The sequence below is a fragment of the Streptomyces kanamyceticus genome (assembly GCF_008704495.1).
Classification (GTDB): Bacteria; Actinomycetota; Actinomycetes; order Streptomycetales; family Streptomycetaceae; genus Streptomyces; species Streptomyces kanamyceticus.
Genome location: NZ_CP023699.1, coordinates 618,960 through 633,140, shown reverse-complemented (window position 1 = coordinate 633,140; position 14,181 = coordinate 618,960). Strand labels below are relative to the sequence as shown.

The 14,181-nt window shown below is 71.9% G+C and carries 13 protein-coding genes and 2 pseudogenes; 10 read left to right on the top strand and 5 right to left on the bottom strand.

All coding sequences use genetic code 11. The features are described from left to right. The first annotated feature begins 82 nt into the window (after positions 1-82). The 5 genes from CP970_RS02415 (at position 83) to CP970_RS02395 (ending at position 5,891) form a co-directional block, all read left to right on the top strand. Positions 83-1,048: a 4-hydroxybenzoate octaprenyltransferase gene (locus CP970_RS02415; RefSeq protein ID WP_079043346.1), complete on the top strand. Its 966-nt coding sequence runs from the start codon at positions 83-85 to the stop codon at positions 1,046-1,048. Positions 1,049-1,120: 72 nt separating this feature from the next. Then, positions 1,121-1,996 carry an oxygenase MpaB family protein gene (locus CP970_RS02410; RefSeq protein ID WP_055545424.1) on the top strand — a complete coding sequence of 292 codons (876 nt, stop codon included), beginning with the start codon at positions 1,121-1,123 and terminating at the stop codon, positions 1,994-1,996. After that, positions 1,997-2,950, top strand: coding sequence for a phosphotransferase family protein (locus CP970_RS02405; protein WP_055545400.1), 954 nt, complete (start codon positions 1,997-1,999; stop codon positions 2,948-2,950). 161 nt (positions 2,951-3,111) lie between these two features. Further along, entirely contained in the window at positions 3,112-4,665 is a 1,554-nt protein-coding gene (locus CP970_RS02400; RefSeq protein ID WP_055545401.1) for an FAD-dependent oxidoreductase, read from the top strand. Positions 4,666-4,877: 212 nt separating this feature from the next. Then, positions 4,878-5,891 carry a D-alanyl-D-alanine carboxypeptidase family protein gene (locus CP970_RS02395; RefSeq protein ID WP_055545402.1) on the top strand — a complete coding sequence of 338 codons (1,014 nt, stop codon included), beginning with the start codon at positions 4,878-4,880 and terminating at the stop codon, positions 5,889-5,891. An 85-nt stretch (positions 5,892-5,976) separates the two neighbouring features. Here the strand turns inward: CP970_RS02395 and CP970_RS02390 are convergent, their stop codons facing one another. From CP970_RS02390 to CP970_RS45745, 3 genes are all read right to left on the bottom strand, one after another. Continuing rightward, positions 5,977-6,957, bottom strand: a complete 981-nt coding sequence (locus tag CP970_RS02390) for a helix-turn-helix transcriptional regulator (RefSeq protein ID WP_055545403.1) — start codon at positions 6,955-6,957, stop codon at positions 5,977-5,979. A gap of 99 nt (positions 6,958-7,056) precedes the next feature. Next, entirely contained in the window at positions 7,057-8,184 is a 1,128-nt protein-coding gene (locus CP970_RS02385) for an FAD-dependent monooxygenase (RefSeq protein ID WP_055545425.1), read from the bottom strand. Positions 8,185-8,278: 94 nt separating this feature from the next. Beyond that, a complete protein-coding gene (locus tag CP970_RS45745) occupies positions 8,279-8,506 on the bottom strand; it encodes a cupin domain-containing protein (RefSeq protein ID WP_191094863.1) in 228 nt (75 codons plus the stop codon). A gap of 209 nt (positions 8,507-8,715) precedes the next feature. On the opposite strand from CP970_RS45745, the gene CP970_RS02375 reads away from it, so the two are divergent. After that, entirely contained in the window at positions 8,716-9,120 is a 405-nt protein-coding gene (locus CP970_RS02375; RefSeq protein WP_055545404.1) for a MarR family winged helix-turn-helix transcriptional regulator, read from the top strand. Positions 9,121-9,151: 31 nt separating this feature from the next. Here CP970_RS02375 and CP970_RS02370 read toward each other — a convergent pair whose 3' ends face one another. Next, complete coding sequence (locus CP970_RS02370) at positions 9,152-10,084, bottom strand: M48 family metalloprotease (protein WP_055545405.1); 933 nt, start codon at positions 10,082-10,084, stop codon at positions 9,152-9,154. Continuing rightward, positions 10,081-10,449: a BlaI/MecI/CopY family transcriptional regulator gene (locus tag CP970_RS02365; protein WP_055545406.1), complete on the bottom strand. Its 369-nt coding sequence runs from the start codon at positions 10,447-10,449 to the stop codon at positions 10,081-10,083. Before CP970_RS02365 ends, CP970_RS02370 begins: the two co-directional genes overlap by 4 nt. 244 nt (positions 10,450-10,693) lie before the next feature. Here CP970_RS02365 and CP970_RS02360 point away from each other — a divergent pair, with 244 nt between their 5' ends. The 4 genes and pseudogenes from CP970_RS02360 to CP970_RS02345 all read left to right on the top strand — a co-directional run bounded on the left by CP970_RS02360 (position 10,694) and on the right by CP970_RS02345 (position 14,171). Next, positions 10,694-11,320, top strand: a complete 627-nt coding sequence (locus CP970_RS02360) for a phosphatase PAP2 family protein (protein ID WP_055545407.1) — start codon at positions 10,694-10,696, stop codon at positions 11,318-11,320. Between the two features lie 122 nt (positions 11,321-11,442). Continuing rightward, the gene (locus CP970_RS02355; protein WP_055545426.1) at positions 11,443-12,183 is read left to right on the top strand and encodes a phosphatase PAP2 family protein; all 741 of its coding nucleotides are present in this window, start codon (positions 11,443-11,445) and stop codon (positions 12,181-12,183) included. Further along, positions 12,137-12,810, top strand: a pseudogene (locus CP970_RS02350) (response regulator transcription factor). Before CP970_RS02355 ends, CP970_RS02350 begins: the two are co-directional and overlap by 47 nt. A gap of 59 nt (positions 12,811-12,869) precedes the next feature. Beyond that, positions 12,870-14,171: pseudogene (locus CP970_RS02345) on the top strand (sensor histidine kinase). Positions 14,172-14,181: the final 10 nt, after the last annotated feature.

Sequence of the window (14,181 nt, the reverse complement as noted above, 5' to 3'; positions counted from 1 at the left end):
TCGCCATGTGTTCGAACCGCCCGGCCGGGGCTAGGTTGATCCGATCAGCAGGCAACTCCCCTGGAAAGGGGCATGAATCGGTATGACCGTCGACTTACGGACCCCGGCTGACGTCCCGGCCCACGTCCCCGCCGTCCCGGCCCAAGCTCCGGCCCGAGGCCGTGCCGCCCGGTTGGTGGGCCTGGCACCCGCAGGCGCCCGGCCGTATCTGGAGGTGCTGCGGCTGGACCGGCCGGTGGGGTCCTGGCTGCTGGTGGTGCCCGGCTGGATCGCCCTCGCGGCGTTCGCCGGGCCCCGGGACGGGGGCCTGTTCGGGCTGCTGCTCCTGGTGTACGGGGTGTTGTCGAGAGGAGCCGCCTGCGGGCTCAACGACGTGCTTGACGCGCGGTTCGACGCGCAGGTGCCGCGTACGGCGGGGCGGCCCGTCGCCTCCGGGCGGCTGACGGCCACGCGGGCACTGGTGCTGTCCGTCGTGGTGGGGGCCGCCGCTCCGCTGGTGATGGCGTTCTGGAGTGTGGAGGCCGTGGTGTGGGCGGCGGCGGGCGCGCCCCTCGCGGCGGTGTATCCGCTGATGAAGCGGATCACTCCGTGGCCGCACGTGTGGCTGGGGTTCACCATCAACTGGACGGTGCCGCTGGTGTACGTCCTGCTCACCGGAGGGCTCGGGCTCGCGGGCGGGGTGCTGTACGGGGCGATGATCTGCTGGTCCGTGGGGACGGACGTGATCTACGCCTGCCAGGACCGGGAGGCCGATGTGCGGGCCGGGGTGCGGTCGGCCGCCGTGCTGCTGGGGCGGCACAGCCGGGTGCTGGTGGGCGGCGCGTACGCGGGGTGCCTGGTGCTGCTCGCCTGGTTCGGGGTCGTGGCCGGGCTCGGGCCGCTGTACTGGCCCGGACTGTGCGTTGTCGCGGGGCAGTTGGGCTGGCAGGTGTGGCGTGCCGACCCTGCGGACGTCGGGGCCTGCGGCCGGGCGTTCGGCACCAATCCGCTGTGCGGACTCCTCATCCTCGTGGCCGTGCTCGCCGGGCGGGTCGGTACCCTCGGCTGAGGGGGACGGATCCTGGAGGTGCTGGTGGGAGTGGGACTGCGGGAACGGATCGCGGCGGAACTCACCGCGACCATGCACGGCGGCGATCTCAAGCTGGAGCGGTACGCGGGTCCGCTCGGCGATCCCGGCCTTTTCGGGATCGCGCCGGGGGACCCGGTGTGGCGGGTGCACGGGCATGCCACCGGGATGCTCACCGGCGGGTTCGCCGCGCTCATGCTCCAGTCGCTGCACCCACTGGCCATGGCGGGGGTCGACCAGCACTCCGACTTCCGCGCCGATCCGGTCGGGCGGCTGAACGGAACCGTGCGGTTCATCACCACGACCACCTTCGGCTCCTCGCCCGCCGCCACCGAGGTGATCGACCTGGTCCGGCGAATCCACACCCGGGTGCACGGCACCGCCCCTGACGGCAGGCCGTACCGCGCGGACGATCCCGACCTGCTCACCTGGGTGCACACTGCCGAGGTGCGCAGTTTCCTCGCCGGTCACCAGACCTACGCGCCCCGGCCGCTCCGACTGACCCCCGCCGAGTGTGACGCCTACTACCGCCAAGTCGCCCCGGTCGCCGAGGCGTTGGGGGCGCGGAACGTACCGCGCACGTTCCTCGAAGTCGAACATTACCTGGACCGTATGCGGCCTCAACTCCACGCCACTGCGGCTGCGTTGGACTCGGTCCGGTTCCTCCGCCGCTTCGGACGCACAGGGCGGGAGCGGCTGGTCGCAGGCTTGCTCACGAGCGCCTCCGTCGGACTCATACCCGACTGGGCCCGCGCCGAACTCGGCATCCACCGCCCCGCGTTCGTCCGCACCGGCTGGGACCGGACCCTGGCGACGGCCGTCGGACGCACCCTCCAGTGGGGGCTCGGGCCCTCCCAGATCCAGGCCGCAGCACGAGGGCGGCTGGCAGGGGCGGGGGAGCGGGGCGTGGAGAACACCCCGAGCACGTGAATGGAGAACACCCTGAACGCGGAAGCCCCACCCTCCGACCCGTGGCCCGGATACTTCGCCGACCGCGGGCACACCGGTGCCCGCCGTATCGGCGCCGGTGTCGAGGGTGTCGTCTACCGGCTCGGCGAGGGCCGGATCGCCAAGGTGTGGAGCGGTCGGCCACCGGTCGGCTTCGATCTCGGCCGCCAGGTGTACGCGGACATCGCGCGGCACCCGCTGCCGTTCGCCGCCCCGGAGATCTTCGACGTCGAGGACCACGAGGGTGTCCTGGTGACGTACGAACGTGAGCTGCCCGGAGACCCGATGCGGGCCGACTCCGCACACGCGGCGTACGAGCGTGAGTTGCCCACCCGGTACAGCGACGCCCTGCTCGCCGTTCTGCGCGGCCTGGCCGCCGTGCCCGGCACCGATGCCATGCGTCAGTTGACCGTGCAGGGTGACGACCGCCCGCTGTGGCGCGATCACGACCGCTTCCGTGACGCGCTCGCGGCCCTGGTCGCCCGGGCCGCCGCCCGGCACGGTGCCGCCCTCGCGGCTTGCGTGCCGGACTTCGACGCGGGAGTCGAACGCACGCGGAAGGCGCTGCGGTCGCTCCCCGACGCCCCGGTGACAGTGATCCACGGTGACCTGGTCCCGCCCAACATCCACGTCGACGCCGCGGGACGGCCCGTCGCGGTTCTCGACTTCGGCTTCTACACGACCGCGGGCGACCCGGCCTTCGAGGCTGCCGTCACCGCTGCCGTCTGGGACATGTACGGGCCGCACGCCGAGGAACACGCCGAGGAACTCTCCCGGCTCTTCGCCCACGAACTCGGTTACGCACGGATGACCCTGACGGTATATCAGGCGGCCTACGCCCTCACGACCTACGACCTCTTCGGCTTGGACGACGGCGACGGGCACTTCCGGTGGTGTGCGGAACAGCTGCGCCGCAATGCCGTGTTCAGCGCCTGAAGCAGGCGTCAGGAGCTCGGCAGCAGCGGCGGACGCCACGCTGTCGGCGATCTGTCGTGGATGTCGGCGCCGTATCGGCCCGGTGTCGGTGAGGGCTGACACCTTTCGAGAGGTCCGGCCGGGTGACCGCCCGGCGGCGACTTCGGAAAAGGGGATGTCTCATGCACGACGTAGTGATCGTGGGCGCGGGCCCGGTCGGTCTTTTCCTCGCCTGCGAGCTCGGCCTCGCGGGCTGCTCGGTGCTGGTACTGGAGAAGGAGTCGGAGCCGGAATCACCGTGGCGGACGGCACCGCTCGGCACGCGCGGCCTGTTCGGCTTCTCGGTCGGGGCGTTCTACCGCCGGGGCCTGTTGGACGAGCTGGTGGCGGCGTCCTTCGTCCTCGACGGAGGTGACGCCCACACTGAATCTGACGAGACGTCACCACAGCGTACGGCGGCTGACGAGCCGTCACGGCCGCGTGCGGTGGGCCACTTCGCCGGGATGGTGCTGGATCCGGCCAAGGTCGACGTGACCGCCCTGCCCTTCCGGCTGTCCAGCCCGGCTCCGGGCTTCATGATGATCAGCCTCCAGGCGCTCGAGTCGCTGCTGTCCGAGCGCGCGGTCAAACTGGGCGTCGACATCCGGCGCGGCATCACCGTGGACGCGGTCGCGCAGGGCGAGGACCACGTGGTCGTGTCCGCGGGCGGCGTCGGCTTCGAGGGGCGCTGGGTCGTCGGCTGCGACGGAGGACGGAGCGCGGTGCGACGTCTGGCCGGGTTCGATTTCGCGGGCACCGAGCCGGAGTTCACCGGATACACCGTGCTCGGCACGCTCGACGATCCGGAGAAGCTGCGCCCCGGGATCAATCTGACGCCGACCGGCATGTACGTCCGGATGGCCGTCGAGGGGCACATCGCCATGATGGACTTCGACGGCGGCGCGTTCGACCGCTCGCGGCGGCCGACCCGCGACCACCTCCAGGCGGTGCTGCGCCGCGTGTCGGGTACCGACGTCACCCTGAGTGACGTCCGGCTCGCCTCCACCTTCACCGACCGGGCCAAGCAGGCGACGACCTACCGACAGAACCGCGTCCTCCTCGCGGGCGACGCCGCTCACATCCACTCGCCGCTCGGCGGCCAGGGCCTCAACACCGGTATCGGCGACGCCGTGAACCTGGGGTGGAAACTCGCGGCGACCGTGCGGGGGAACGCGCCGGACGGGCTCCTCGACACCTACGGCCAAGAGCGCGGCCCGATCGGTGCCCAGGTCCTCGACTGGTCGCGCGCCCAGGTGTCGATCATGAGGCCGGACCGGCACTCCCAGGCGATCCAGGGCGTGGTCCGCGACCTGCTCGGCACCCGGGACGGGACGACGTATGTCTTCGAGAAGGTGTCGGGCTCGTCGGTCCGCTACGACCTCGGCGGCGCGCATCCGCTGGCGGGCCGCAACGCCCCCGACTTCCGCCTGGGTGACGGAACGTACCTCGGTGAACTGATGCGCGACGGCAGGGGCGTGGTCCTCGACTTCAGTACGGAGCGCCGCCTGAGCGGCCCGGCGGCGGCCTGGAGCAGCCGCCTGCGTCATGTGACCGGGGTGCCCGCGGACGACCTCGGACTGGGGGCCGTACTGGTCCGCCCGGACGGCACGGTCGCGTGGGCCGACGGACACGACTTCGCCATAGCCGAGTTCGAACGGGCGGCCTCCCACTGGTTCGGCCGCTGCCCGCAAGCCTGACCCACCCGCCCTTGATCTGTGCCGCCTTTCCGGCTAAGTCGCTTCACGGGTCCCACCCTTCACGGGCACGACATCTGCGCGGCGGTCAGTGCTGTTACCCGGCTATGACAGAGCGATCTTGACATCACCTGTCAGTACGCAATTAGGTTCAGAGTGCAACGAATTCACACTGTAAAGCCCGGCGTTCCCCAGCGCCGGAGAGAGGGGTGCCTATGGGTTCCCACGCCCGCCCCAACCGGATACACCGCACCGGGGCCCGCCTCGCGACGGTCGCTCTGGTCGGTGCTGTCTTGCCGATCACTGCCGGGGGCCTCGCCCAGGCGGCCACTGCCCAAGCCCCCCATTCCGTTGACGACAACGCCCCGCAGAGCCCGCAGCGGCACGGCGAGGCCACCACTCCCGTCGGGCAGAACCAGGGCGCGCCGGACGCGAAGGATCTGACCGACCCCGTGGTCAAGGCCGACCACGCCTTCCTGCTCGACACCCGCGACGGGAGCCAGGAGCGGGAGTTGTGGGCCGGGGCCAAGGCGGACGAGGCCGTGTCGATGGCCAGCACCACCAAGATCATGACCGCCTTGGTGGTGTTGAGACACCCGGAGTCGCTCGACCGGCAGATCACGGTGAAGCAGGAGTACCGGGACTACGTCGCGAGGGTCGGCGCCAGCACGGCCGACCTCCAGACCGGCGACAAGCTGACCGTCAGGCAGCTGCTCCACGCCGCGCTGATCCCGTCGGGGGCGGACGCCGCGAGGGCCCTCGCCGACAACTTCGGCACCGGGGACACCGAGGAAGCGCGGATCGCCGACTTCGTGAACCAGATGAACGCCGAGGCGCAGCAACTGGGCCTGACCAACACGCGCTTCGACTCGGTGGACGGCATCTCCAACGGCGCCAACCACAGCACCGCCCGCGACATGGCCAAGCTCGGCCAGCGCGCGATGCTGCAGCCGGTGTTCGCGGACGTCGTCAAGCGCCAGCAGTTCAAGACCGAGGCGCCGGCGGCCAACGGCCGCACCCGGTACTACACCTGGGAGAACACCAACCAGCTCCTCGGCACGTACGAAGGCGCCCTCGGCATCAAGACCGGCAGTGGACCGGAGGCGGGCTACTCCTTCGTCTTCGCCGCCAAGCGGGACAACCGCACCCTGGTCGGCGCGGTCCTCGGGACCGACAAGACCCGCTTCGAGGACGCCACCAAGATCCTGGACTGGGGCTTCGCGCACTGAGCGAGCGGCACTCCGAAGCCGCGAGGGGCAGCCGACACCTGGCTGCTCCTCGCGGGCTTGTCCGCCGGACGGTGAGAAGACCCGGTCACCTGCGGGACGCGGTGGCAGAGGGCAGTTCGGCGAAGCGGTCACGGTACTCACCGGCGAAGCGGCCGAGGTGCGAGACGCCCCACCGGTAGGCGATCGTGCCGACGGGGTCGCTGGAGGCGAGGATGTCCTGACGGATCCGGTCGAGGCGCAGGTTGCGGACGTACGCCATGGGGGAGAGGCCGAGTCGGCCGCGGAACGCGGAGCTGAGGGTCCGCGGGCTGCAACCTGCCGCGGCGGCGATGCCGTCGACGCTGATGTGCTCGGCGAGGTTCGCCTCGATGAACGCGAGGGCCGCCCGCAAGGAGCGCGGATGGCCGGGGCGCGGACCGTCGTGCAGCTCGCCGGTGTGCGAGTGCGGCTGGGCCAGGAGCAGGGCGGTGACGAGGCAGCGCAGCTGGCTGCGCTGCAGCTCCGCGCGCTGGAACAGGGGGTCTCCGGAGTCCAGCTGTTCGAGGAGGGAGCGGACGAGCAGCCGCACCGCCCGGCCCTTGGACCCGGCCAGGTCGAGGGCGAAGTCGAAGCGCACGGTGGACACCGGCGGATGCCCGGTCAGCGTCGCGAACTCCTGGTCGACCAGGGCGGCGTCGATCCGCAGGCCGAGGAACCGCGTCTGCGGGCCGCGCAGGGGCCGTAGTTCCTGGATGTCTCCGGGGTTGACGACTCCTGCCGTCGCCTCGTCGAGGGTCGCCCGCAGGTTGCCGCGCGACGCCGAGATGGCGCCGGAGACACCGATGTTGACGAAGTAGGAGCCGCGGCGACGGCTCTTGGCCGAGGCGACGCGCACATCGAGCGGCGAGGCGAAGTAGCCCACGGCGAAGTCGTGTGCGGCGACGCCGCGCAGTTCGTGATCGCCGCCGCACAGCTCGCCCAGCGGCGATGTGACGATCGAGCCGCCGAACAGACGGGTGGCGGCGTTCAGCAGATCGGCGGGGTTCTGCGAGCTGGTGATGGGGTGGTTGCGCAGCGGCGTTGGCACGACGGCGGGCTCACCTCCTAGGAGGCCATTGTCCCTTGTCGTCCCTTGTCGTCCACTGTCGTCCACGGCGGTCGGCGGCACGCCGTTCGCGCCGGAAGGTTACGCGGGCTCGGCCATGAGCCGGTGGCAGGAATCGACCAGCGGATACGCCTCGTGATGGCGCCGCGCCTGCACCAGGCGGGCGATCGTCACCGAGGTCTCCACGAGCGTCCGGCAGCGCTGCGCGCGTCGCCTGACGAACGCCCGGAGCCCCGCGCCGACGGTCTCGTGCCGCCCGAGTTCCCGGGCCAGTACGAGACCGTCCTCGATGGCCAGGGCGGCGCCACTGGCCATCTGAGGTGCGGGCGCGTGCGCGGCGTCCCCGATGACCACGCAGCTGCCGCGGTTCCAGGCGCCTGCCAGGAACGCGGTGAGGACCGGGCGGCGCACCACCGATGTCGACATGGACACCAGGGAGCGGATCTCCTCCACCCGGCCGGGGAAAGCCTCAAGGAGTTGCCTCAGGCGCGGGGCGAGTCGGGCATCGGGCAGGACGCTCTGCTCCACTCCGTTCTCCGTAAGGAATACGTATGCCTGACCGCCCGAGAGGGGGACGAGTCCTGCCGTGTCGGCCTTCCCGGCGAACTGATGGATTCCGGTGGCCCACCGCGGGCGGGGGACCAGAGCGCGCCAGACCATCTGCCCGTGGAAGTCGATCGAGGTCTCAAGCCCCAACAGGCCCCGCACCGACGAGCGGACCCCGTCCGCGCCGACCAGCAGCGCGACCTTGCGGACCGTCCCGTCCGACAACCGCACGCGGACGAGGTCCCCCTCCTGATCCACCGCGACGACGGTCACTCCATGGCGTACCACTACGCCGTGCCTCTCGGCTTCCGCGTGCAGGATGCGGTGCAGCACGGGGCGCGCGATACCGGCCATCGCCGGTCGTCGCGTGCCCATCAGGCGCGGCAGCTGGAGCTCGCCCCTGGGCTCGCCGTTCACGTCCATGTACGTGAGGGTGCTCATGCCGTAGCCCTCGGCCAGACACGCGTCCGCAAGACCCAGCTCGTCCAGCGCACGCAGCGAAGGCCCGGTCAGGCACAACCCCCATCCGGCAGGCGCCTCCGGCGGGCCGATCTCGGCGATCTCCACCTGCCACCCGTCGCGTGCCAGGGCGGTGGCCGCTGTCAGACCAGCCACCCCCGCACCCACGATCACGGCCGTCCGCGCACCGCGACAGCTGTCCATATATGCCTCCAGAGCACCGATTTCTTCGAAACCGTAGGACGCTTCGGCGCTCTGCCTCATCCGGATCGGGCAACGGTCATCCGCTGGCGGTCAGTTACGCGGTTCCCGTCGCGAAGAGCATGAGCATCGACGTGGGCTCGTCGGTCACGTTCTTGAAGGCGTGCAGGCCGCCGGGCGGTACGTACAGGAAGTCGCCGGTCCGGCCGGTCACCCACGTGTCGCCGTTGAAGAGCTCCAGTTCACCGGAGAGGACGTAGAAGGCTTCCGACATCGCCTTGTGGAAGTGGGTCCTGGCGCCCGCGGCCCGTGCCGCCAGGTCCACCTGGTAGAGGCCGTAGTCGCCGCCGGTGGACTCCTGCGTGGCGAGGTAGCGGTAGGCGTCGCCGCGGGGCGAGGTGCCCTTCGCGAGGGTCTCGGAGGCCGGTCAACTGCTTCAACGTCAGATCTTTTGACATCGAAATAGAAACATGCCGTATCGCTCAATGGCGAGTCTCTTAAGGTTGAAATATATGGCACGGGAGGAGACCGGGAATGACCGATGCGGTGGACCTGATCGGCGAGCAGCGGCGCGCGGAGTGCCCCGAACTGGCCGACGCCCTGGGCGCGATGGAGATCTTCGGGCGGATCCAGCGGGTGCGGCGCGTCTACGACCGGCACTTCAAGAAGCTGTCCGACACGTTCGGCCTGAACCTCGGCGAACTCGACATGATCTTCACGCTGCGCCGCTCAGGACCGCCCTACACGCTCACCGCCGGGGCCTTCGCCAAGGCCGCCCTGGGGAGCCCCGGCGCCGTCACCAACCGCATCGACCGCCTGAAGGGCAAGGGCCTGGTCGAACGTGTCCGCGAGAGCAGTGACCGCCGCTCGGTGCAGATCCGCCTCACCAGACGCGGCGAAACCCTCGTGACCGCCCAGGGCGACACGGCGCTCGACTGACGGTGCGAACCAGCGTCCCGGTGACGGCTGCTCAGCGGCCGGTCTCGCCCTGGGCGACCTCGATGTCCTGGTGGACGCGGACGGCGACGGTCGCCGCGGTGGCGCAGGACGCGAACGCGCAGACGGCCAGCAGGGCGGCGACCCAGGACGTGGCCCGCCGGGGCCGGGCGGCGGGGGAGAGCAGGGCGGCCACTCGCTGCGGCACGGGACTGGTGGTGGCCGCGGGCGTCACCACGGGCCGCGCGGTGTCCGTCGCGTGTGCGGCCAGGGCGGCGCGGGCGATGGCGCGCGCGGTCAGGCGGCGGTCGCCGACGGCGGTCGCGGCGGCCTCGTCGGCGGCCCGCTCGGCGGCGAGCCGGATGGCCGCGCGGACCGGGCGCAGAGCGGGGTGGCAGTGCGCGGCGAGCTCGGCCGCGGACAGGAAGTAGTGGTGGCCGCCCGCGTTGTGGGCGCGCTCGTGGGCGAAGAGCGCCTCGCGCTCGCGGGCGTCGAGGCTGCGCAGCATGGCGGTCGTGACGACGATGCGGTGCGGGCGGCCTGGCAGGGCGTACGCGTCGGGGCGCGGGGACTCGACGACGCACAGGTCGCCCGCCGGGGGCCTGCGACCGGCCTCGGACCGGGCGGTACGCAGGGCCGTGGCCTGCCGTACGACCGAGCGGCCGAGGGCGAGCGCGCCGAGCGCGAGCAGTCCGGCGGCGAGCGCGGCCAGCGGAAGGACCAGCCGCACGGACGGTGTCCGCAGCGGGTGCACCAGCTCGCCCACGGAGGCGAAGGCCGGGATCTTGAACAGCCCGGTCAGGGCCAGCGTGCCGAGCGCCGCGACGGTGCCCGCCGCGAGGAGGAGCGCCGAGGCGGTGAGCGTCCACAGGGCGACCACGGGGGAGCGGTGGCCCAGGCTCCGGCGCGCCAGCAGCGGCGCCGCGCAGGGCAGCAGCAGGGGGATCAGCAGCACCGCGATCGTCATGGGCCCTCTTCGAGGAGGCGGCGCAGGACCTGCTCGTCGTCCGGGTCGAGTTGGGCGACGAAGCGGGCGAGGACCGTCTCGCGGTCGCTGTCGCGGTCGAGTTCGCCGTGCATGCGCAGGGCGGTCAGGCCCTGCGGGTCCTGTACGGGGTGGTAGGCGTAGCCACGGCCCTGCCGCTGCCGTTCGAGTGTCCCCTTCTCGTACAGGCGGGACAGGATCGTCGTCACGGTGGTGCGGGCCAGGTCCGAGGCGAGTTCGGCCTGGACGCGGGCGGGAGTCAGCGGTGCGTCCGCGGCCCACAGCGCGGCCATCACCGCGGCCTCCAGCTCGCCCGCCGACCGCCGGTCGTCCTTCTCGCTGTTCATGGGAACGATCCTCACCCCCGCGTCGTCTACAGTAACGTAGACCGTCTACATGCTTGTAGTCGGTCAGGTGTTGTGCATGCCGGATGCCACGCATTCGGTGGTCCGTAGGGAAGGGACGCATGCCGATGAGTACACCCGTGGTCCTGCCCGTCCTATCGTCGCAGCTCGCGGTGGGCCCGCTCAACGCGTTCGTTGCCGAGTCGTACCGAGGGCGTGGGCGCGGCAAGGCTGAAGAGGTCCGGGGATGATCCTCGCGTTCGACGGGGCGTCGATCGACGGCTCCGGCTACCGGGAAGTGGCGGACCTCGCGCAGCGGGCGCCGGGCTGGCTGGACGCCGCGGTGACGGCGTGGTCGGCGTACGGCCTCGCGGTGTTCGCGCTCCTCATGGTCCTGGGATGGTGGCGGGCCCGGCGCGCGGGAGCCGCGGCCGCCGTGACGGCACTGGCCGTTCCCGTGGCGGCGGCCCTGGCGTTCGTCCTGGACGACGTCCTGAAGCTGATCGTCAGGGAGGACCGACCGTGCCAGAGCTTGGGCGGCCGGACCCTGGAGGCGTGTCCGGCGCCCGGTGACTGGTCCTTCCCCAGCAACCACGCGGCGATCGCCGCGGCGGCGGCCGTGGCGCTGCTGTTCGTCTCGCGACGCCTGGGAGCGGTGGCCTGTGGGGCGGCGGCCGCCATGGCGGCCTCGCGGGTCTGGGTGGGAGTGCACTATCCGCACGACGTCCTGGCGGGGCTGCTGGTGGGCGCGCTCGTCGCCCTCGCCGCGATGCTCGTGGTGGGGCGCCGGTCACCGGCACTGGCCCGGCGGATGACGGCGGTGACTCCGCTGCGCCTGCTGCTCACGGCTTCACGAACGGCATCGGTCTCATGAGCCGCGTCAGTCTCATGAGCCGCGTGGGCCTGAAGGGCCGCGTCGGTCTCAAGAACCGCGGAGGCCCCAAAAGCCGCGCAGGCCCCAAGAACCGCGGAGGCCCCGAGAACCGAACCCGACTCGTGAACCGCGGGGACGCCGCCGATCTGCTCGTCAGCGTCGCGCTGGGCGCATGGGCGGCGTTCGGGGTCCTGGCCCTGGTCGTGGTCGGCCGGGCCGGTTCACCCCTCTGGCTGGACGACGGTTTCCTCGCCTGGTCGGTCGGCCACCGCCCGGAGGTGGCCGTGGCCGTGGCGCGGGGCGTGACCGCCTCCGGCACCGGCGTGGTCCCGTACGTACTCGTCGTCCTGGCCGGAGTCGTGGCGGGGCGCACCCTGTGGCACCGGCTGCTCGCCGCCGTCCTCTGCCTTGCCTGCCTCGGCCTCGGCCAGGTACTGCGGTACGCCCTGATGGAGTTCATCCACCGCGTACGCCCGCCCCAGAGCGACTGGACGGCGCACGCGAGCGGCTGGGCCTTCCCGTCCGGGCACACCACCACGGCCGCTCTGACGGCCGGTCTGCTGATCGCCGCGCTCACCCTGCGCCGCACGCACGGCGGCACCGCGCTCCGGATCGCCGTGGGCTGCTGGGGCTTGTTCGTCGGAGTGACCCGGGCCTACCTCGGCGTGCACTGGTTCACCGATGTCCTGGGCGGCTGGCTGTTCGCCCTCGGCTGGCTGGGGGCGTGTCTGTGCGCGGCCGCCTACCTGTTGCCCGCTCCGTTCCTCACTCACACGACGGCTCACGCCCCGCAGCCGACGGAGAACCAGGAGAACCATGCGCCCCAAGATCCTGGTGGTGGAGGACGATCACGCCCTGCGTGACGTCCTGCGTGACGTCCTGCGCCGCGGCCTGCGGGACGAGGGCTTCGACCCCGTGCCCGCCGTCGACGGTGCCACGGCCCTGCGGTTGGTCACCGCCGACGTCGCCGCGCTGGTCCTGGACGTCGGGTTGCCCGACGCGGACGGCCGGGACGTGTGCCAGGCACTGCGCGCCAACGGTTTCCTCGCCCCTGTCATCTTCCTGACCGCCCGTCACCAGCTCACCGACCGGCTGGCCGGTTCTCCGCAGGCGGGGACGACTACCTGCCCAAGCCCTTCCACCTCGCTGAACTCGCCGCCCGGTTGCGCGCCGCACTCAAGCGCGCCAGTCCCCGCTCCCCGGCCGCGACCGGTGACCTGGTCCTCGACGCGGTCGGCCACCACGCGACCGTGCACGGCGTCCGCATCGCACTGTCCCCCACGGAGTTCCGGCTGCTTGCCCCGCTCGTCGCCGCGGACGGCGATCTCGTGCGCCGCCGTGACCTGGTCAGGGCCGGTTGGCCCGAAGGCGCGCACGTCAGCGACAACACGCTGGACCAGTACCTGAGCCGGTTGCGCCGCAAGCTGCGCGAGGCGGGCAGCGGCTTGTCGATCGACACGGCGCGCGGGATCGGACACCGCCTGTCGTGAACCGTACCGGGAACGTCGTGCGCCGCACTGGGTACGTCGCGCGCCGCACCGGGAACGGCATGCGCCGTCTGGCCCCACGCACTCTGCGCGGCCGCCTCTCCCTCGTCGCGCTGGCCACCGCCGCCCTGCTGATGACGGTGCTGACCGTGGTGTTCAACGCCGTGATGGACGAGCACCTGTAGCGCCAGGCAGATCACGAACTGCGCACCCGGGCGGCGGCGGTGGCCACGACCGTCGACACCGGCGGACCTCGCGTACGCGTCCTGGAGACCGCCAACGACCGCCTGCTCGACGCGAATGTGTGGATCTACACCGGAAGCCGCCTGCTGGAGAGGCCGCCGTCCGCCGCGGCCGACAGCCCGCTCACCCGGGCCGCCGACCGGCTGGCGACGCGGGACGGGCGCGCCTGCGAGATCGTCCACACCATTCGGCTGTGCGCATACCCGCTCCCCGACCGCCGGGCCGACGCCACCGTTGCCGCCGTGGTCACCGCTCTGGACCTGACGCCGTACCGCAGTTCGGCGGACACCCTGCTGCTCGGATCGCTCGTCCTGGACGTGGTGATGCTCGGCTGCACGTACGCACTGACCCGGCTGTCCGTCGGGCGGGCGCTGCGCCCGGTGCGGGCGATGACGGACCAGGCCACGCAGTGGAGCGCGGTGGCCTCCGACGAACGGTTCGGCACGGCGGGTCACCCGGCCGAACTCGCCCGCCTCGGTGCCTCGTTGGACGCGCTCCTGGACCGCATTCGCACCGTGCTGCGCCACGAACGGCAGCTGACGGGCGAGCTGTCCCACGAACTGCGTACGCCGCTCACCCGGATCGTCATGGAGCTCGGCTGGTGGGGATCCCGCCCCCGTACGGATGCCGAGACCCGGGCCACCCTGGAGGCGGTCGCCGAGGCCGCCCGGTCCATGCGCACCATCCGCGATACCGTCCTGGACGACGCGCGCGAGAGCGCCCTCGATCCGGCGACGGTCCCCGGCGCCACCGACGTGGGGCCGATCATCGACCGCCTGCTCCGGAACTTCACCCCACCGGGCCGGGTGAAACTCGTGCTGCTGGAGCCACCAACCCCCGCCCTGGTGGCGGGAGTTGCCCCTGCCCTCCTCGAACGCATCCTGAGCCCCCTGCTCGCCAACGCCGCCCGGTACGCCCACTCCCACGTGACCGTGTCTGTGTCCGCGCGGCAAGTCCCCGGAACCGTACGTATCGATGTCGTCGATGACGGCCCCGGGGTGCCGGAAACGTTCGTGGGTGAACTCTTCCAACCAGGCCGCCGCGCCGTCGGCGGCGAGGTGCCCCACGATCCCGGGCACACCCCCGGAGCCAGATTCACGGTCAGCCTGCCCGGCGGGTGACCGGGGCGCG